19 protein-coding genes and 1 rRNA gene are annotated in these 17,566 nt (G+C 68.3%); 8 read left to right on the top strand and 12 right to left on the bottom strand.

Annotation, left to right across the window (positions count from 1 at the left end; translation table 11 throughout):
- The first annotated feature begins 4 nt into the window (after positions 1-4).
- The 3 genes from rrf to ACZK4S_RS03765 all read left to right on the top strand — a co-directional run bounded on the left by rrf (position 5) and on the right by ACZK4S_RS03765 (position 2,205).
- A 5S ribosomal RNA gene (gene rrf / locus ACZK4S_RS03775) occupies positions 5-121 on the top strand.
- A 928-nt stretch (positions 122-1,049) separates the two neighbouring features.
- Positions 1,050-1,706, top strand: coding sequence for a cytidylate kinase-like family protein (locus ACZK4S_RS03770; protein ID WP_463643407.1), 657 nt, complete (start codon positions 1,050-1,052; stop codon positions 1,704-1,706).
- A gap of 91 nt (positions 1,707-1,797) precedes the next feature.
- The gene (locus ACZK4S_RS03765) at positions 1,798-2,205 is read left to right on the top strand and encodes a hypothetical protein (protein WP_076064039.1); all 408 of its coding nucleotides are present in this window, start codon (positions 1,798-1,800) and stop codon (positions 2,203-2,205) included.
- A 1-nt stretch (position 2,206) separates the two neighbouring features.
- On the opposite strand, the gene ACZK4S_RS03760 is transcribed toward ACZK4S_RS03765, so the two are convergent.
- The gene (locus tag ACZK4S_RS03760; protein ID WP_463643406.1) at positions 2,207-2,998 is read right to left on the bottom strand and encodes a nuclease-related domain-containing protein; all 792 of its coding nucleotides are present in this window, start codon (positions 2,996-2,998) and stop codon (positions 2,207-2,209) included.
- 291 nt (positions 2,999-3,289) lie between these two features.
- Positions 3,290-4,366 carry a transaldolase gene (gene tal / locus ACZK4S_RS03755; protein WP_463643405.1) on the bottom strand — a complete coding sequence of 359 codons (1,077 nt, stop codon included), beginning with the start codon at positions 4,364-4,366 and terminating at the stop codon, positions 3,290-3,292.
- A 127-nt stretch (positions 4,367-4,493) separates the two neighbouring features.
- On the opposite strand from tal, the gene ACZK4S_RS03750 reads away from it, so the two are divergent.
- From ACZK4S_RS03750 to ACZK4S_RS03735, 4 genes are all read left to right on the top strand, one after another.
- A complete protein-coding gene (locus ACZK4S_RS03750) occupies positions 4,494-5,387 on the top strand; it encodes a ribokinase (protein ID WP_463643404.1) in 894 nt (297 codons plus the stop codon).
- A 29-nt stretch (positions 5,388-5,416) separates the two neighbouring features.
- Positions 5,417-6,511 (top strand): hypothetical protein, encoded by a 1,095-nt coding sequence (locus tag ACZK4S_RS03745; protein WP_463643403.1) that lies wholly within the window; start codon positions 5,417-5,419, stop codon positions 6,509-6,511.
- A gap of 278 nt (positions 6,512-6,789) precedes the next feature.
- Entirely contained in the window at positions 6,790-7,218 is a 429-nt protein-coding gene (locus tag ACZK4S_RS03740) for an AFG2-interacting ribosome maturation factor family protein (protein WP_463643402.1), read from the top strand.
- Between the two features lie 455 nt (positions 7,219-7,673).
- Positions 7,674-8,162, top strand: a complete 489-nt coding sequence (locus ACZK4S_RS03735) for a PKD domain-containing protein (RefSeq protein ID WP_463643401.1) — start codon at positions 7,674-7,676, stop codon at positions 8,160-8,162.
- A 467-nt stretch (positions 8,163-8,629) separates the two neighbouring features.
- On the opposite strand, the gene ACZK4S_RS03730 is transcribed toward ACZK4S_RS03735, so the two are convergent.
- The 6 genes from ACZK4S_RS03730 to nadA all read right to left on the bottom strand — a co-directional run bounded on the left by ACZK4S_RS03730 (position 8,630) and on the right by nadA (position 14,121).
- Positions 8,630-8,764 (bottom strand): hypothetical protein, encoded by a 135-nt coding sequence (locus ACZK4S_RS03730; protein ID WP_255433676.1) that lies wholly within the window; start codon positions 8,762-8,764, stop codon positions 8,630-8,632.
- A 209-nt stretch (positions 8,765-8,973) separates the two neighbouring features.
- Positions 8,974-9,636, bottom strand: a complete 663-nt coding sequence (locus ACZK4S_RS03725) for an O-methyltransferase (protein WP_463643400.1) — start codon at positions 9,634-9,636, stop codon at positions 8,974-8,976.
- A 26-nt stretch (positions 9,637-9,662) separates the two neighbouring features.
- The gene (locus ACZK4S_RS03720; protein WP_463643399.1) at positions 9,663-10,547 is read right to left on the bottom strand and encodes a DUF4031 domain-containing protein; all 885 of its coding nucleotides are present in this window, start codon (positions 10,545-10,547) and stop codon (positions 9,663-9,665) included.
- 81 nt (positions 10,548-10,628) lie between these two features.
- Entirely contained in the window at positions 10,629-11,513 is an 885-nt protein-coding gene (gene nadC, locus ACZK4S_RS03715; protein WP_463643398.1) for a carboxylating nicotinate-nucleotide diphosphorylase, read from the bottom strand.
- On the bottom strand, positions 11,510-13,102 hold the full coding sequence (gene nadB / locus ACZK4S_RS03710; protein ID WP_463643397.1) for an L-aspartate oxidase: 1,593 nt from the start codon (positions 13,100-13,102) through the stop codon (positions 11,510-11,512). The genes nadC and nadB overlap by 4 nt, the downstream gene beginning before the upstream one ends.
- On the bottom strand, positions 13,102-14,121 hold the full coding sequence (gene nadA / locus ACZK4S_RS03705; protein WP_463643396.1) for a quinolinate synthase NadA: 1,020 nt from the start codon (positions 14,119-14,121) through the stop codon (positions 13,102-13,104). Before nadA ends, nadB begins: the two co-directional genes overlap by 1 nt.
- A 64-nt stretch (positions 14,122-14,185) precedes the next feature.
- Here nadA and ACZK4S_RS03700 point away from each other — a divergent pair, with 64 nt between their 5' ends.
- Positions 14,186-14,899: an NUDIX hydrolase gene (locus tag ACZK4S_RS03700; RefSeq protein ID WP_463643395.1), complete on the top strand. Its 714-nt coding sequence runs from the start codon at positions 14,186-14,188 to the stop codon at positions 14,897-14,899.
- Between the two features lie 10 nt (positions 14,900-14,909).
- On the opposite strand, the gene ACZK4S_RS03695 is transcribed toward ACZK4S_RS03700, so the two are convergent.
- The 4 genes from ACZK4S_RS03695 to ACZK4S_RS03680 are packed head-to-tail and all read right to left on the bottom strand — an operon-like array spanning position 14,910 to position 17,550.
- Positions 14,910-15,557 (bottom strand): alpha/beta hydrolase, encoded by a 648-nt coding sequence (locus ACZK4S_RS03695; RefSeq protein WP_463643394.1) that lies wholly within the window; start codon positions 15,555-15,557, stop codon positions 14,910-14,912.
- A 26-nt stretch (positions 15,558-15,583) separates the two neighbouring features.
- Positions 15,584-16,138 carry a dihydrofolate reductase family protein gene (locus tag ACZK4S_RS03690; protein WP_463643393.1) on the bottom strand — a complete coding sequence of 185 codons (555 nt, stop codon included), beginning with the start codon at positions 16,136-16,138 and terminating at the stop codon, positions 15,584-15,586.
- A 2-nt stretch (positions 16,139-16,140) separates the two neighbouring features.
- Positions 16,141-16,524 (bottom strand): DUF2218 domain-containing protein, encoded by a 384-nt coding sequence (locus ACZK4S_RS03685; protein ID WP_463643392.1) that lies wholly within the window; start codon positions 16,522-16,524, stop codon positions 16,141-16,143.
- Positions 16,525-16,539: 15 nt separating this feature from the next.
- Positions 16,540-17,550 carry a LacI family DNA-binding transcriptional regulator gene (locus ACZK4S_RS03680; RefSeq protein ID WP_463643391.1) on the bottom strand — a complete coding sequence of 337 codons (1,011 nt, stop codon included), beginning with the start codon at positions 17,548-17,550 and terminating at the stop codon, positions 16,540-16,542.
- Positions 17,551-17,566 lie beyond the last annotated feature (16 nt).

Raw genomic sequence — 17,566 nt, 5'->3', positions numbered from 1 at the left:
GTGTTACGGTGGCCATAGCGAGAGGGAAACACCCGGTCCCATCCCGAACCCGGAAGTTAAGCCTCTCTGCGCCGATGGTACTGCGAGGGGGACCTCGTGGGAGACTAGGACGCCGCCGGACTTCTTTATAACAAACCCCCCGAACCTCGTTCGGGGGGTTTGTTGCATTTACAGACCCTTTCGCAGCGCCCTCAGCGGGGTCGTCGGCGTCTGGCGTACGGTATCGGTAGCATTTCGACAGACTCCACGTCTCACCCGCTACCGGAAGCTTGTGTCCATGAAGAGACTCGTTCTCGGGCTCGCCCTGATGCTCACCGCCTGCGGGGCAACGGCGACTTCGGCGTCTCCTTCCGGTGCCGCGACGCCGACGCCGGCACCCCGGTCTCCCACTGCCACGGTAGTTATCCTGGCGTCGCCGGTCTTCTACGAAACTATTGATGACATGGCAGCGAAGTCGGATGTCATGGTCTCGGTGCGGATCGTCGGATGGCGCGGCGAGTTGATGCTCCCCGACTACAGTTCCGACGACCCACTCATCAACCCTTACGCAGGCACCACGCATACGCCGTCCCCAGCCGAACTCAAGGAGCTGGCGACTCCGACGACGGTCTACCAAGCTGTGGTCACGGAGTCATTCGCGGGCAACCTCAAGACGGGCGATGAGATTGAGATCCTCGAAATGGGTGGTGTGGTGGGCGGTGTGGCCTACGAAATGGGTGGCACGCCTGATCTGCCGAGCGACCTGCCCGATCTCCTCTTCCTCGCGGAGGCCGGGAAGCACGGTCGCTATGTGACCGCAGGCATGGCTCAGGGTCGGTTCAAGGAGGTGGGTCCGGGCCAGTACCGGAGCATGGATCCCGCGCTTCCCCAACTGGCGCTGAACTCCGAGAGTGAGCTGGCACGTGTGAAACGCGTCATCGAATCCTGATCCGTACCGCGGGCATGGGCTGTTCTTCCAAGGAATGTCGTGACATATGTGGAACCCGCCAGGTAGACTGGGTACCCGAGCAGGCGCACCGTAGCGCGACTCCCTGAGGAGGGACACTGACATGAGTGCCATTACCGTTTCCCGCAAACTTGGATCGTACGGTGGGCGAATCGCTGAGCGGGTTGCCCAGGAGCTGGGCTGGAAGTTCGCGGACCGCCCCTTCGTCGATCGCGTCATCAGTGAGTTCGGACTGATCAGGCTCTCGGAGCTCTACGACAAGCCCCCGACATTGCTCGACCTGTTCAACGAGAACACCTCGCAGACCATCGACTGGATGAACAAGACGCTGGTGACCTTGGCCGCCAAGTACGACGTCGTCATCCTGGGGCGCGGCGGCTTCGCCGTGCTGAAGGGGCACTCCGACGTGTTCAATGTGCTCGTGACGGCGCCGGACGAAGACCGGGTCAGGCGCGTCATGGAGGACAACCGGGTGTCCCAGGGCGTCGCCGCGGAGCTGGTCGAGCGCGATGTTGACACGAAGACCCGCTTCGTCCGCCGCTACTACGGGGAGAACTGGGCAGCAGAGGACAGCTATGACCTGGTGGTGGACACCTCCCAGGTGAACGAGGACGAGGCCGTGCGGCGGATCATCGACTCTGCCCGCGATTGGTTCGGCTCCAACGGCGGTCCCAAGATCGCCGAGGTGGGCGTCGACCCGATCCTGCTACAGACCATCGAGCAGCGCTTCGAGGAGGAAGTCCCCCTCTACAAGGACTAGGACCTCGTGGCGTGACCGCAGAAGTCCGTGGACAGCAGGTTGCCGCGCTGCAGGACCGGTTCGTGCTCCGGGTTGTCGTATCTTGGGATTCATGAGTCAGCACCCCGGCCGCCGCGGCTTCTATTTCGCGCCGCAGTGCGCCAAGTGCGGCCTGAGCACGGGGGTCTTCGAGGTGCTCGGGCCAGGCGACATGCCGGAGCGCTGGGGATGCTGGGATGCCCGCTCCCAGCAGTTGCACTCCAACCGGACGGACACCGACGGCTGGCGGATGATGATGCAGGCCGGCGGGCTGGACAACGGTGTGGTGGGTGAGGCCATCGAACTGGACGACGACAGCGCCGCAGCGCTCCACCGTCGGTTGTCCGAGGGTGACGTCGAGGCTCTGGAGTCCGTGAGCGACGACCTGCTCGGCCACTGTGTGGAGTGTGGTGCGTTCTACTGCCACCTGCACTGGCGAGCGGAGCGTTGCCCGGGAGGACACCAGCGCGCGCAGGCGTGATCTACTCGGAACCGTTGGCCTGCTTCCATTCGTAGAAGGCCAGGCCCAACTCGCCCTTGACTTCGTCATCCGTGGGGTGTGAGCCGTTCGTTCCCAGATTCCAATAGCCGAGCTGATGGCCATCTGCTTTGCGAGCGACGTAGAGGCGGTCATGTCCGAAATTGCGCCACCGTCGGAATGTGAAGGAATCCGTCTCCATCGGTTCCTGGGTGGGACCGGGTTGCTGCGACCGCGGTGCGCATTCTGTCTGTGGGGCGGCCTTCGTCAACCAGGTCTGAGGTTTGCGTGCTTCGTCGAATATCGCGATCACCGTCTCCTGGGGGAGGGCGGGCCGACAGGAGTAGAAGTAGCCTGCGAGGTGCTCGCACGGGATCACCCACACGTCACCCGGCTGCTCACGGACCTCCAGCGCCCGGGCCTTCACCGGAACGATCACACCAACCACGGGGATGGGCCTGCCCAGTGCTCTGGCCAAGAGCCGTGCGGCGCGCTGAGATTCGTGCCTGCTGTTGCGCACATAGGGCTGTCGGCACCCGTTCACCATGAAGGTCCCACCGGCCACCCACAGCTTCCCGCCCGCGTGATGCTTGGTGTTGATGGTGAACACTCCGCCGGGGCCGATGAGCAGGTGGTCGATGTCGGCACCGTTCTGGCCGACGGGGATGGAGTGGAGATAGCCCCAGCGCGGGTCGAGCTCGCGAAGCCGGATCAACTCGTGCGCCACAACCTGCTCGCCCACCCTGCCGATCTCCCAGGGCGACGGGGCGGCAGCAGGACCATAGGGTTGCTGCACGAATGGGCCCGTCGCCTCGGCCGCGCGCGCCGCCTGAGCCTGGGCCGACAGCCGTGAGCCCGCCGTCGAGTAGAGCAGGTCAACCGTGGGATCAGGTGGAGGGGCGCCAGCGGGTGCCCAATCGCTGTAACTGGGCCGTTGGCTGCCGCGGGATTGGCTGATGCCTTGCCCGTCGAAAGCAAAATCCGGTGCTGACCGTGTTTCCCCCATAGGCAGGACCCTAGCCAGGAACAGGCGCGCGCGTTCCAGGATCCACGCTCTTGGGTGAGCAGTTGCCTATGGGGTGGCAGGTCAGGAGGTGAGCGCGGCGCGGACCGTCTCCTGGAGTTCCCTCCAACTCACGGCGAACTTCTCCACGCCCTCGTCTTCCAGCACCTGGAAGACGTCAGCGAGGTCCACGCCCGCGTCGGAAATCTCCCGGAGGACCCGGCGGCCCTCCTCCTCGGTGCCTTCCATGGGGCGACCGACGACGCCGTGGTCGGCGAAGGCCTCGAGGGTCTTCTCGGGCATGGTGTTGACCACGCCGCGGGCGACCAGCTCGCTGACGTACATCGTGTCCGGGTAGGACGGGTCCTTCGTGCTCGTGGAGGCCCAGAGGGGTCGCTGCGGGTTGGCGCCCTTCGCCTTCAGCGCGGCAAACCTTTCGGAGCCGAAGACCTCCTCGTAGGCGCCGAGGGCGACCTGGGCGTTGGCGATGGCGGCCTTGCCCTTCAGTTCTTCGCGGCCCAGCTTCTCCAGCCGGGCGTCGATCTCGGCGTCGACCCTGGAGATGAAGTACGACGCGACGGAGTGGATCTTGCTGAGGTCGCGCCCGGCCGCGTCGGCGGTCTCGAGGCCGGTGAGGTAGGCGTCCATCACCTCGCGGTACCGGCCCTCGTCGAAGATGAGCGTCACGTTCACGGAGATGCCGCGCCCGATCGACTCGGCGATGGCGGGGACACCCGCACTGGTCGCGGGAATCTTCACGAGGAGATTCTCGCGGCCCACGGTGTCGTAGAGCTCCTGGACCTGGGTGACGGTGGCGTCGGTGTCGTGGGCCAGGTCCGGGGTGACCTCGATGGAGACGCGGCCGTCGAACCCGTGGCTGGAGGCGTAGATGTCGCGGAAGAGGTCTGCGGCGTCGCGGACGTCGGTGGTGGTGGCCAGACGGATGGCTTCGTCGACATCGGTGAGATCCGCGAGCTGTTCGGCGTAAGCCTCACCGTCGCTGAGGGCCGTGGCGAAGATGGTGGGGTTCGTCGTCACCCCGACGACGTGTTTCGTCGCGATGAGCTCGGCCAGATTGCCCGTGGTGAGGCGGTCGCGCGAGAGGTCGTCGAGCCAGATGGAAACTCCGGCGTCTGTCAGGGACTTGAGACGGTCTGTCATGGGGAACCCTTCTCCTGGAGTGGTGACTCGAGCCTATGTCGCGCTGCGGTGCACCTGTCGCGGTGCGCCGGATTCGTTAGTCTGGCATCGGACCGCAACGCTGCGGTCGAGAGCTGGAGGTGCCGAGATGGCGGATGTGGTCGTGGTTGGGTCGGCGAACGTCGACCATGTCGTCGAGATCGACCACCGGCCCGACGGCGGGGAGACCATCCTCGGCTCAGACCTGGTGTTCACCCCGGGCGGCAAGGGCGCGAACCAGGCGGTCGCCGCAGGGCTGGTGGGCGGTCGGGTGGCGTTCCTCGGCTGCGTCGGCACCGATTCGACCGGTGACCTGCTGATCGGCTCGCTGGCAGGGGCCGGCGTCGAACTGGCTGGGATGTCGCGGGTGGAGGCGCCCACCGGGGTCGCCATCATCATGTTGACCCCGGACGGCGAGAACTCGATCATCGTGGCGCCCGGCGCCAACCGCTGGGTGACCCCTGAGTTTGTGGCCTCGCACGCGGACCTGCTGGCTGAGGCCACCGTCGTGGTGGCACAGCTGGAGATCCCGATGGAATCGGTGGTGGAGGCGGTGTGGCACGCGCCGAACGCGCGCCTGGTCCTGAACGCCGCGCCGGCCCGGGAGTTGCCCGCCGAGTTGCTCGCCGAATGTGACCCTTTGGTGGTCAACGAGTCCGAGGCCGCGTTCCTCCTGAGCGTGGAACCCGACGACGGGGCCCAGCTCGCCGGGGGCCTGCTGGCCCGGGGCGCCCGGTCTGCCGTGGTGACGATGGGCGGTGCGGGGGCGTTCGTGGCTGAGGGTTCGTCGGAACCCATGCACATCGCGGCCGCCGTGGTGGAGGCGGTGGACACCACCGGCGCCGGCGACGCATTCGTCGGTGCGTTGGCGGTGCGGTTGGCGGAGGGGTCAGGCTTGGCCGAGGCGGCGTCGTTCGCTGCGCAGGTGGCGGGTGTCGCCGTGACGCGACGGGGGGCTCAGGCGTCCTACCCCCGGCGTGACGAGGTGCCGCCGACCGCGTAGTTGTGGGACCCCGCCGGTAGGGTGCTGGCGTGTGGAAATCAGCTCTGGGTAGCGTTGGCGCGTTCGTTGCGGTCAAGGCGGTGTTCATCGCCGCGCTGGCTGCCACGATCGGCGTCTTTCCACTTGTGCAGCTCACTGCCTTCGACGCGGTGTGGTACCTCGGCGTCATCACCGACGGGTATCAGGTGACGGAGCAGAGCAACCTGGCGTTCTTCCCGTTGCTGCCAGGGCTCGCTCGGATCCCGATGGCGCTGGGTGTGTCGGCCCCGTGGGCGCTGCTGATTGTGGCGTGGGTGGGATCCGTCGTTGCTGTGCTGGGGATCCACCGTGTGGGTGCCCAGCTCGGGTCCAGCGCGGTTGGATTCTGGATGGCCTTCTGCTGGGCGGTTGCGCCGCGCTCGCACGTGCAGGTAATGGGGTATTCAGAAGGGTGGTTCACCGCCTTCATAGCGTGGGGACTGTGGGCGATGCTGACCCGACGGCCGTGGCTCGCCGGGTTCATGGGACTTCTGGCCGGGCTGACGCGGGCTCCTGCGGTGGTCTACATCGCCGTGTTGTGGATGTGGTGGCTGGCGGGCGTCTTCGTGAACCGGCACGACCGTGGCTGGCGCGCGAAACTGTGCCTGGAACGGCTGGGTGCGGCCGCGCTCGGGACAGCGGGGTTCGGGTTGTTCTGGCTGTACGTCGCCTACCGGACCGGCTCCATCACCGGGTATCTCGACATCCAGAAGGCGTGGAACAGTGAGGTTGGCTCGCCCATGACCAACCTCTCCCGCGTGTGGCAGGTGTTCACAGGCCAACTCGAGGGTGCCAACTGGACGGCGCACTGGACCGTCTCCCTGGCCATCGCCCTGGCGATCGTGATGCTCGTCATCATGATCTACATGCGGGAGCACTGGTTGACCATCGCCCTGCTCCTGCTGGCGTTGCTGCTGGTGCTCATGCAACAGGAGTACTTCAACGCCAAGGCCAGGATGCTCATGCCGTGGTTCGTGATGTGGTTACCGGCGGCCAGGTTGTTTGCCCGGGCCAGGGCGTGGGTGATGGTCCCCCTGGCGATTGCGCTCACCGTCGGCTCTGCGATGTGGGGGATCGACGGGGCGATGTACCGGTGGTCGCCGTAAGTTATCCACAGCTTCGCTGATAGGAGGGGAAGTGACCCCCGGCGTTGTTTAGATGGGGCTCGGATTGTGGATCGGAGTTCTTCATGAGGCTGTGTGTGGCCGCCGTTGCCGGCGCTGCGTTGCTGGTTGGGTGTACGGCGGGGGCGGTGGAGTCGCCGGAGCATGAGGTCGAGCGGACGATGGTGTCCGCTTCGCCGTCGATGTCGCCGAGTGTGAGTGTGTCGCCGAGTGCCAGGCCGAGTCCGTCGCCGACTGCAGTGCAGTCGTATCCCACAGACATGCCCACGAATGATCCTGAGGCTGCGACGGTTATTGCTCGTTGGCAGGAGTACCAACGCGTGTATGAGAAGTTCGCGATGGCCCCCGACAAGTACACCGATTACTCCGAGACCCAGTACGTGACCACTGGCCATGAGTCGACGGTCATCTTGGACCGCATTGCCGGTTTCCGAGACAATGGGCTTGAGCTTGTAGGAGGAATCGCTTTCCACGATCTTGAAGTGAGTAGCCCTGTCGATGCCGGTGATGGAACGCGTACTGCGGAACTCTCCTACTGCGTCGATCTCAATGAATTCCAAGTTCGGGATGTGAGTACCGGTCAACTCGTGCAAAGGAGCGGCCGATATCCCGAGATCGCCTACATGCGCGAGGGGTTGGATGGCGTTTGGCGTGTGGAAGGTCTGACTTCAGTGGATGAAGAATGCTGAGAAGGCTGGCTGCTCTTTGCCTCGCTTTCTCTTGCGTATTCTCTGCTCACGCCCATGCGGATCGCGTCCCGGCTCCTCAACCAGATTGCGCTCCCGGGTACGAGTTTCACCGACAGTCAGGCGCCTGCATTCTTAGCTTCTCGAGGGAGGGAAAACCAGAAACGGGATCCGGCAAGGACGACGGCAGCGAAGGCGCGGTTGAAAAGCCAGGCGGTCCGCGGGTCTGTTTGTGGCGAGGTCGCCCGGTTGACTGTGTAACCGCGCTGGGTTCCTGGAGCAGTATTGCCTCGTCCTGGTGCCGCCCAGTCGACCCGCAGCCACCACTTGCGGACCCAGTCTGGGAAGGCAAGAGTGAGGGCAACATCTACATTTGCACCCGCCCGGGAGGAGACCTGGTCCCAGATCCGCGTCTGACGGTCACACGCTGGCTGCCCGCGCCGCCGGAGGCGGTACAGGTGGATCCGCGGGAGGTGGCGCTGCGCCTGTTGGCGCGGCTGGACCTCGAGGCCGTCGAACTGGGGATGTTCCCGCGCGGCGACAACGATGGGCGCCTGAGTTTTGTGGGGTGGCAGAACTGGATGTGGGCCGAGTCGCCGTCGGAGAAGCAGTGGGGGCCGGTGACCTCGTCGGATTCGGCCAGCGGTGTGACGGTGACCCTGCGCGCCGAGGTGAAGCGCGTCGAGTGGGACATGGGCGACGGCACCACCGTGACATGCGGGAGGGGCACGCCGTGGTCGGCGGTTCGGACCCAGGGTGGGAGGAACGTGAAGTCGCCCGACTGCGGGCATGTGTATGAGGAGATGGGCACCTACGAGGTGACGGCGACGTCGCATTGGGCGGTCAGTTGGAGCGGCGCCGGCCGCTCGGGCACGTTACCGTTCACGCTGTCGCGCAGTGTTGACTACCTCGTCGGGGAGTACCAGGCCGTCAACACCAACCGCTGATCACGCCCCGCCTCCCTCGCCCACCATCGGACTGTTCGTCAGCCAGTGGGGCACATCAAGCGCTTTCAAGGAGAATTCAAGCCCATTTCGATTGTGTGTTGACATCGGTCTGCGATTGGGCATAGCCTTCTCTCTGGATACGCAATTGAAAGGAGAGGTCCCATGTTGAAGTTCACTACCGCGCACCGCCTGCGCCTTGCCAACGGGGCTGCCTCCTTTGCGGGTTCCCAGAACGCCTGACGCGTTCACAACCCCTTCTGACACCCTCGTTTACTGAGGGTCCGCGGCGCGCCCGCGTCGTTGCGGGCCGTCAATACCCCCTTTGCTGATGATTATCGGCATGCCATTTTCCTGTGCATTCTGCGCGCCCAAAAGAGAAATGAAACCATCTGATGAACACGCTCCTAGCGGAACGAATACCCGTACTCAATGACCATCTACTCGAGCATTCTGAGCGTCGGCTGGGCCTAGCTGAACGCGTCGCGATGCGCATCGGCCTCTGGATGCTTCTCTGGAGCATCAGGTACGAGCGGAACGAGCGACACCCTGACGAGCGACTCGTCAACCAGGAACACCTCGACCGTGAATCTCGCGAACAGCACTATGTATCGCTCCTGGGCCTCAACCGCCCCTACTGAAGTCGACGGCACAGCTGTCGGAGAGCACCCGACCCCCGGGTGGACTGGAATCACACAGTTCGCCCGGGGCAACGGATGCTCACCCCACAATTCTCTGCAGCCACCCGCGCTCAGCGTGAGAATCTGCACCGCGGATGGTGCTTGCTGGCCTACCGGGAGCGGTAGCGGCCCGTTCAGGAGGCCGTGCGACGGAGTACCGCGAACCCGTCCCAGCCCTTGGCGCCCACGGTCTGAATGGCCGCGACGTCGAGCCTCGGGTCCGCGCCGGCAGTAGTCAGGGCGGCGCGGACGCCACGGGAGTCGTCGTCGTCCGGGTTGAGCACTTTGCCGCCCCGTACGACGTTGTCGATGACGATCAGCGCGCCCGGGCGGGTGAGCGCAATCGAGCGCTCCAGATACGTGGGCAGCGACGCCTTGTCCGCGTCGATGAACACGAGATCGAACGGCTCGACCTGCAACTCCACCAACCTCTCCGACGAGCGCGCCGCAGGGCCGCACATGATGTCGACCCAGGCGCTGACCCCAGCCGCCTCGAGATGGCGACGGGCCACGTCGGCGTTGCTGCGCTCGAGTTCGAGGCTGACCACGCGGCCCGTGGGCCCCACGGCCCGCGCGAGCCAGATCGTCGAGTAGCCCGCCAGCGTGCCGAACTCGAGGACCCGCCTGGCGCCGGAGGCGGAGGCGAGGATGTTGAGGAGGCGGCCCATGGACGGCGAGACCTCGATGCCTGGCCGCGTCACCTCGGTGGAGGTGCGGGCGGCGATGAGGGCGTCGTCCTCGGCGGCGAGCGGCGCGATGAGCGCGTCGAAAGCCTCGGGCGTCGGGTTGTCGGCCATCCTGCGAGCGTAGTGCCCCCGTTGGCTCACGAAACGGGCGGGTTCTCGCTCAGACTGCGGAGCTCGTCGGTCAGGTTGGCGCGGGCCTGGCTTTCCCAGAGGTCGCGGGCGAGTTCCGTGTGGAAGAGCGGGTCCTTGGCCAGGAGTTGGCGCAGCACCTGGGAGCGTCCCTGGCGCCAGGCCTCATCGTCGACATGGGCGTAATCGAGGCGCACGTCGCGGACGTAGACGTGGTAGCGGCCGGGGATCTGGCCGAGGATGCTGAGGTCGGCGTCAGAGAGAGTCGCCTCGCGCTCGTCGCCGGGGGAGTGCGTCGCGGTCATGCGGATGAGCCGGCCGGCCGCCGCGACGTCTGCCGCGCTGAGCAGGCCCGCGAGCGAATCCTCCGCCAGCTGGGCGGAGGCTTCCTCGTCCTGGCCGGGGACGCCGTCGTAGATCGCGTCGTGGAACCAGGCCGCGAGGATGACGACGGGGTCGGTGCAACCGAGGTCGCCGAGCGCCATCAGCACGTGGGCAAGATGGCGGACGTCGTGGTAGTGGCGGTCCGGTTGCTGCCACCGGGCGAGCAACTCATCGCGCAGGTCGTCCGGGAGACCGAGGTAGCTCCACGACCGGTGGGCGACGGCCAGGGCTTCCGCCCGCGTCGGCGACTTCTGCGGCTTGCGCACCCGCAGCCCGCTGGCGCTGAGCGCCCGGATGAGCTCCATCTCACCGACGGGCTGAGCCCCCTGGGCGACGAGGTCGTCGTAGCGGGAAGCGGGGACGTCGTAGTGGTCGTGATCGAAGGCCCGCGGCGGGAGCCCCGCCGAGCGGGCGAAGGTGTGGAGCTCATCGAGGGAGGTGTCAGACACGAGGTGCGCGAAGACGGTGCCGTGCGCGGGCCAGCGCGGGGGATCGATCAGGACTGCCATCTACCTAGTCTGCCTCTCGGCGCCGTTCCTGGGACAGGATCGGCGCTGCCCACTGCGTGGGCCGGACCGCCGGCGAACGGTCTACGCGGTGGCGGTGCGCAGGTCGAGGCCGAGATCCAGGACGCGGGGCGAGTGGGTCAGCGCGCCGATGGAGATGTAGTCGACGCCCGTCGCTGCGACGGCGTGGGCTGATTCCAGGGTCAGGCCGCCGCTCGCCTCGGTCTTCACGCCGGCCGGTCGGCAGATCTCGACGGCGGCACGCATCGTGTCGGGGGCCATGTTGTCGAGGAGGACGAGTTCGGCGCCGACCTCCACTGCCTCGCGGACCTGCTCCAGCGTGTCGCACTCCACCTCGACGGAGATGCCGGGCGCGGCGTGCTTCACCGCGCGGAACGCCGCCTCCACCGAGCCCGCAGCCGCGACATGGTTATCCTTGATCAGAGCGGCATCGCCGAGCGCCATCCGGTGGTTCACGCCCCCGCCGTCAACGACGGCGGCCTTCTGCAGCGCCCGCAGGCCGGGGACGGTCTTGCGGGTGTCGCGGATCTTGGCGTCGGTGTCGGCGACGGCCTCGACCCAGCGGGAGGTCGCGGTGGCCACGCCGGACAACTGCCCCAGGAAGTTCAGGAGCGTGCGCTCGGCCGTGAGCAGGGTCTGCACCGGGCCGGAGATGCGCAGCACCACGTCGCCGGGGGCCACGTGGGTGCCGTCCGGCGCGACGACCTCGGCCGAGGCGCTGGAACCGACCCTGTCGGCCAGCGTCTTGAGCGCGACGAGCGCGGCGTCGATCCCCGAGATGACGCCCGTCTCGCGGCTGACGACCTCGGCGACACCCTGCGCTTCAGCGGGCACCGTCGTGAGGGTGGTCACATCCGGCCCGTAGCGGAGGTCCTCGTCGAGGGCGATGTCGACGAGGCGCTGCAGTTCGGCCCGGGCTTCGGTGGTCGTCTCCTGCCGGATGGTCATGCGGCGGTCCTTTCGACGGTGGGGAGGGCCTCGGCGCTGCAGCTGAGCGCGCCGTGGGTGAGGGTGACGAGCAGGCGGTGCGCCTCAGCCCGCCCGGGGAAATCGGCGCGGCGGTGCGCGCCCCGGGACTCCTTGCGGGCGAGGGCCGCCGTCGCGATCGCCATGGCGACCGTATGGAGGTTGGTGGCGGTGAGGGAACGGTCGGTCAGGGTGTCGGTGGACGGGGCTGCCCCGAGGTCGCGGAGCAGTGCGGCCAGGCCGTCGGCGGTGCGGGCGACGAAGGCGTGGCGCTGCATGGCGGCGCGGAGCGCGGGCGTCGACGAGGGGTCGATGAGGCGCGGCTCGGTGCTGACGCCCACCCGCTCAGTCGCCACTCCGGGGTGCGAGGTGGGCCCGACCGGAGCGGCGGCCAGCCGCCGGCCCAGGCGGTCGCCCATGACCAGGGCCTCCGTCAGCGAGTTGGACGCCAGGCGGTTCGCGCCGTGCAGGCCGGTGGCGGCGACCTCCCCGACAGCGAAGAGACCCGGCACGCTGGTCTCGCCGTCGAGCGTGGCCGCGACCCCGCCACACGAGTAGTGCGCGGCGGGATGCACGGGGATGGGCTCGGTCACGGGGTCGACGCCCCGCTCCCGGCAGAGCGCCAGGATGCCCGGGAAGTGCGCCTCCCACGTGGCGGCCCCGAAGTGGGTGGCGTCGAGGAACGCGTGGGCCTGGCCGGTGGCGGTGAGGTGCGCGACGATCGCCGCGGAGACCACGTCGCGGGGGGCCAGGTCCTGAAGGGGATGGACACCCGCCATGATGCGGCGGCCCGACGAGTCCACCAGGAACGCGCCCTCGCCCCGAACGGCCTCGCTGATCAGCACCCCGCGGGCGGTGGCCGCCTCGTCCGCGAGGACGGTGGGATGGAACTGGACGAACTCGATGTCGCGCACGGCCGCGCCGGCGCGCAGGGCCGCGGCCACGCCGTCGCCCGTGGCCACCGTCGGGTTGGAGGTGACGGGCCACAGTTGGCCGATGCCGCCGGTGGCGAGCACGACGGCGTCGGCGCGAATGTCGAAGGGTTCGTCACCGAGCGCGCGGATGCCGACGGCGCGGCCGTCCTCTGTCAGGATGTCGACGAGCCGGGTGTCCTCGAGGATGCGGACGGAACTTCCGTCCAGCGCGCGCGACAGCGCGGCCCAGAGGGCACGCTCGATCTCGGCGCCGGTGGCGTCCCCGTCGGCGTGGATGATGCGCCGGTGGGAGTGGCCGCCCTCGAGGTGCAGGTCCAGTTCCCCAGCGGGCGTGCGGTCGAACTTCGCGCCCAGTTCGATGAGCCGCGTGATGGAGCCGGGGGCGGAGGTGACCAGGTCACGGACGACGGTCTCGTCGCAGAGGCCGACCCCGGCGGTGAGGGTATCGGCGATGTGGGCCTCGAAGGAGTCGCCCGGGTTCCAGACCGCCGCGAGGCCGCCCTGGGCCCAGCCGGTGGCCGAATCGGTGACACCCGCCCGCGTGACGGCGATGGTGTCGACGCCCGCCGCGGCGAGGTGGAGCAGCGTGGACAGGCCGGCGGCGCCGGTGCCCACCACCACGACCCGCGCGCGCATCACTCGCCCGAGCCGGGGTTGCCGATCGCGATCATGCGCTCCACCGCCTGGCGGGCCTTGAGCGCGATCTCGGGCGCCACGTCGACCTCGTACGCCGCCGTGGTGGCCGGGTCGCCGAGACAGGCCTCGAGCTTCTCCGGCGTGATCAACTTCATGTACGGGCACGACGCCTGGGCGTTCACGGGGCGGAATTCCGTCGTCGGGTTGGCCTTGCGGAGCTGGTGCAGCATGCCGATCTCCGTGGCCACGAGCACCTGTCTACGCGTTTCGTTGCGCGCCATGTCGAGCATCCCGCCCGTCGACAACACGTGGGTGCGGCCCTCCGGCAGTTCGCCGGATTCCGCCAGCCACAGGGCCGAGGTGGTGCAACCGCATTCCGGATGCACGTAGAGGCCCGCGTCGGGATTGCTGCGGACGGCGTCGATGAGGTTCGACGGGGAGATGTCGGCGTGCACGTGGCACTCGCCGAGCCATACCTGGATGTTCTTCCGGCCGGTGGCGCGGCGCACGTGGGCGCCCAGGAACTGATCCGGGAGGAACAGGATCTCGCGGTCCTCCGGGATGCTGCGCACGACCTCGACCGCGTTGGAGGACGTGCAACAGATGTCGGTGAGCGCCTTCACCTCCGCCGTCGTGTTGACGTAGGAGATGACGGCGGCGTCAGGGTGCTCGGCCTTCCAGGCGCGGAGCTGGCCGGCGTCGATGGTGTCGGCCAGCGAGCAGCCGGCGTTCTGGTCCGGGATCAGGACGCGCTTGGCGGGGGAGAGGATCTTCGCGGTCTCGGCCATGAAGTGCACGCCGGCGAACACGATGGTCTCGGCGTCGACGGTGGCGGCCAGCCGGCTGAGGGCGAGGGAGTCGCCGACGTGGTGCGCCACGTCCTGGATGATGCCGGACTGGTAGTTGTGCGCCAGGATCACCGCGTCGCGCTCGACGGCCAACGCGTGGACGCGCTCCTGCCACTGCGCGACTTCGTCTGCGGTCCACTGCTCCCAGGTGCGGTTCAGGGTGAGCGTCATGGCGGTGTCCCTTCGTGGGTTTTCGTCTCAGAGGCGGAAACTTGCGTCACTGTAGCATGCGGCCATGACCAGCAGCCAAATCCGCGACTCCGCCGGGGTAGCCCTCTACCGCCACGAGGCGATCGGCGCGGTGCTGCAGGTGCGCGGCGGAGGCGCCGACGCGAGGCTGTGCGTGCTGACGGCGATCCGGGGCTCGGCGCCTTTCGCCGGCGTGCCCGCGCTGCCGTCGGGGCCGGTGGAGCCGGGCGAAACCCTGGAGGCATCGGTGCTGCGGCACCTGGCGTCGAAGGTCGATGTCGCCGGGTTGGCGCACCTGGAGCAGTTGGGCACGAGTTCCGATCCCTCGCGGGACCCGGCGCAGCGCACCATCGGGACGAGCTACCTGGGGTTGGTGGCTGCGGGCGCCGAGCCGGAGCTACCGGAGAACGCCGCCTGGGTGGACGTCGACGGCGTGGGGGAGATGGCCTTCGACCACCGGTTCGTCGTGGCGCACGCCGTGCGTCGGCTGAGGGCCAAGTTGTCGTACACGAACATCGGTTTCGCGCTGATGCCGGAGGAGTTCACGATCGCCGAGCTGCGCTCCGTGTACGTGGCGGCGCTGGGCCACGATGTCGCGCCCACGAACCTCCAGCGGGTGCTGACGCGGCGCGGGCAGCTGGAATCGACGGGTGAGCTGACCGTCTCAGGCGCGAAGGGCGGCCGGCCCGCGCGGGTGTTCCGCTTCGTTGACAGGGAACTGGTGGTGACCGACCCGTTCGCGGTGTTGCGGCCGGAGTGAGGGTGGACGCTCAGCAGGCCGAATCGCGCCAGGCCTCGATGAAGGTGGCCATGTCGCCCAACTCCTCCTGCGCGATCCCGTGGCCGAGGCCAGGGTACAGGTGCACGGTGGGGGTGGAGTGTTCCGGCAGCCACTGCGCGGTGTGGTCGATGAGCTCCTCTGCGAAGACCGTGTCGAGCGAGCCCCGGCCCCAGAAGACCGGCGGGCGCAGTTCGCCCAACCGGGCGTCGCCGTCGGAGCCGAACGGCGACACCACGCCGCTCAGGGCGAGCACCGCGTCGAACCGCTCCGGGCCCTGACGCAGCGCCTCCAGCGCGACGGAGGCGCCCTGCGAGAAGCCGAGCAGGGCCACCGACGGTGCGGTGCCGGCCTCCGCGTCGATCCAGCGCCGGACCGCGGCGGCGGCGTCGGCGATGACCTCGTGGGTGTTGCCCAGCGTGCCCATCGGGAACCAGGCGCGCCCGGGCATGGGCGCCGGCGGGGCGCCGGGAGCGGCCAGCGAGGCCACCGCGATGCCGCCGGGGAGGTAGGGGACCAGGCTGAACAGGTCCTCCTCGTTGGAGCCGAAGCCGTGCAGGAGTACCAGCAGGGGAAGGCCCTCCCGCTGCTCCGTGGACCACAGTGTGAGGGCGGGATCGATCATCAACTGGTCGGTCATGGATTCATCCTGTCAGGCGGGGAAAGTCAGCGGACGACGTCGTAGAGGAGGCGGGCGAACTGGCCGTGCGCCTGCGCCGAGACCAGCCGGAGGCGGTCCGACTCCAGGCGCCGCGGTAGGAGCGGGGCGCCGCCGGTGAGGGCGACGGGGGCGACCGACAGCGCGATCTGGTCCAGCAGCCCGGCGTCGAGGAACTGGCCGGCCAGGTCGCCGCCGCCGACCACCCAGATGTCGCCGTCGCCGGCCGCCTCACGGATTGCCCCGATGTGGTCGGTCACCGCACCGGAAACGAAGCGGACGTCCGCGCCCTCTGGCCGGGGCAGGCGGCGCGTGGTGAAGACGAAGGCGGGCCGCGACCCGTGGAAGTCCTGCCACTTCTCTGGGTGGTGCAGGATGTCGTCATGGTCGAGCACCCACTGGTACGTGGTGGAACCTTCCACCAGGACGGTGGCGCCGTCCGGGAACAGGCCCTCGTCGGGGTGGTCGCCGCCGTCGACCGCAAAGAGCCAGTCCAGCGAATTGTGCTCGTCGGCGATCCAGCCGTTGATGCTGGTGGCGGTGTCGAAGAGGATCCTGCCCATGCTCAGCCCGCGCGCATGGGTTCGGGGTCTGAGAACCGCTGTTCTGTGCCGGGCGTGCCGTCGTCGCGCACCCAGGCGACTGCAAGCTCGTCTTTCGCGCCGAAGCGCACGAGGTGGCGGCCGACGACCTGCTCCAGCCGTTCGATGGTCTCGGCGTCGGGGCCGAAGACCTGCAGGACGAGGGTGTCGGTCTCCGCGGTGAGTTCCGCGCGGCCCATGTCGCCCAGTTGCACCCAGCCGGATTCGGTCTCCGCGGACCACTCGCCGCCTGCGCGGCGCCCCAGATGGCCGACCAGTTGCTTCCCGTACCGGGCGGGGCGCTCCGTCGTGACGGACGCGACGCTGCTCATGCCCGCGGGGGCCGAGTTAGGTTCACCTAAGTTCATGCTCCCAGGCTAGCGTCAGACCGAAGCGCGTTCCACGAGTTCCATGTCGAGGACGACGCTGCGGGCCTTCTTGCCGTCGATCATCTCCATGGCCAACTGGGTGGCCAGCCTGCCCTGCAGGTTCATGGGCTGCCTGATGGTGGTCAACGGTGGAGCGGTGGAAGCGGCCAGGCTGTGGTCGTCGAAGCCGATCACCGACACGTCGCCGGGGACGGACCGGCCGGCCAGGGAGAGCGCCCGGAGCGCGCCGGCGGCGATGCGGTCTGAGGCGGCGAGCACGCCGTCGATGGCAGGGTCGCGCTCCAGGAGCGTGCGCATGCTGTCGAAGCCGGAGGCCTCGTCCCAGCCTGTCCATACCGCGAGTTCCGGGTCGAAGGCCCCGCTCATCGCGGCCCGGTAGCCCAGCAGGCGGTCCACTGCCGCGGGGTTGTCCTGCGGGCCGTTGATGACGGCGACACGACGGCGGCCACGGGCCATCATCCGGTTCCCGGCGAGCTGGGCGCCCGCCACATCATCCGCGTAGACGCTCGCGAAGACCCCCAGGTAGGGGTGGCCCTCCACCTGGCCGCAGAGCACGACTGGGAGCGTGCCCTCGCGCAGCGCCTCGAGCATGTCGCCGCCGACGTACGGCGAGATGGAGATGACGGCGTCCACCGCGCGTCGTTCGAAGTGGCGCAGGGCGCGCTTGTGCTCCGCGTCGGACCAGGCCTGCAGCAGCACCGGCATGGTGGAGGTCTCTGCCAGGCCTTCGGTGATCCCGCGCAGCACGGTGAGGAACGTCGGGTCGCTGAAGAACTCGTCGAGGGGCTCGGTGACGAGGATCGCGATGGTCTCCGAGCGGCCGACGGCCAGGGCCCGGCCCATCTTGTTCATCACGAAGCCGGTCTCGCGCACCGCTTCGCGCACCCGCTCCTTGGTGGCGGCCGTGACCTGCGCGGAGTCGTTGAGCGCCCGGGACGCCGTGGCCCGCGACACTCCGGCCACGCGGGCGACGTCGCCGATGGTGGCGCGCTTGATCGAGTCCAACTCCGCCCCCTTCCTG

This window comes from Tessaracoccus zhenghani, assembly GCF_055326325.1.
This window is presented reverse-complemented; position numbering and strand designations above follow the sequence as displayed.

What these genes read in the sequence shown, in the direction of transcription:
- ACZK4S_RS03770 (WP_463643407.1), top strand. Translation starts at nt 1,050, where the DNA reads ATGAGTGCCATTACCGTTTCCCGCAAACTTGGATCGTACGGTGGGCGA.
- ACZK4S_RS03765 (WP_076064039.1), top strand. Translation starts at nt 1,798, where the DNA reads ATGAGTCAGCACCCCGGCCGCCGCGGCTTCTATTTCGCGCCGCAGTGC.
- tal (WP_463643405.1), bottom strand. Translation starts at nt 4,366, where the DNA reads ATGACAGACCGTCTCAAGTCCCTGACAGACGCCGGAGTTTCCATCTGG.
- ACZK4S_RS03750 (WP_463643404.1), top strand. Translation starts at nt 4,494, where the DNA reads ATGGCGGATGTGGTCGTGGTTGGGTCGGCGAACGTCGACCATGTCGTC.
- ACZK4S_RS03740 (WP_463643402.1), top strand. Translation starts at nt 6,790, where the DNA reads ATGCCCACGAATGATCCTGAGGCTGCGACGGTTATTGCTCGTTGGCAG.
- ACZK4S_RS03725 (WP_463643400.1), bottom strand. Translation starts at nt 9,636, where the DNA reads ATGGCCGACAACCCGACGCCCGAGGCTTTCGACGCGCTCATCGCGCCG.
- ACZK4S_RS03720 (WP_463643399.1), bottom strand. Translation starts at nt 10,547, where the DNA reads ATGGCAGTCCTGATCGATCCCCCGCGCTGGCCCGCGCACGGCACCGTC.
- nadC (WP_463643398.1), bottom strand. Translation starts at nt 11,513, where the DNA reads ATGACCATCCGGCAGGAGACGACCACCGAAGCCCGGGCCGAACTGCAG.
- nadB (WP_463643397.1), bottom strand. Translation starts at nt 13,102, where the DNA reads ATGCGCGCGCGGGTCGTGGTGGTGGGCACCGGCGCCGCCGGCCTGTCC.
- nadA (WP_463643396.1), bottom strand. Translation starts at nt 14,121, where the DNA reads ATGACGCTCACCCTGAACCGCACCTGGGAGCAGTGGACCGCAGACGAA.
- ACZK4S_RS03700 (WP_463643395.1), top strand. Translation starts at nt 14,186, where the DNA reads ATGACCAGCAGCCAAATCCGCGACTCCGCCGGGGTAGCCCTCTACCGC.
- ACZK4S_RS03695 (WP_463643394.1), bottom strand. Translation starts at nt 15,557, where the DNA reads ATGACCGACCAGTTGATGATCGATCCCGCCCTCACACTGTGGTCCACG.
- ACZK4S_RS03690 (WP_463643393.1), bottom strand. Translation starts at nt 16,138, where the DNA reads ATGGGCAGGATCCTCTTCGACACCGCCACCAGCATCAACGGCTGGATC.
- ACZK4S_RS03685 (WP_463643392.1), bottom strand. Translation starts at nt 16,524, where the DNA reads ATGAACTTAGGTGAACCTAACTCGGCCCCCGCGGGCATGAGCAGCGTC.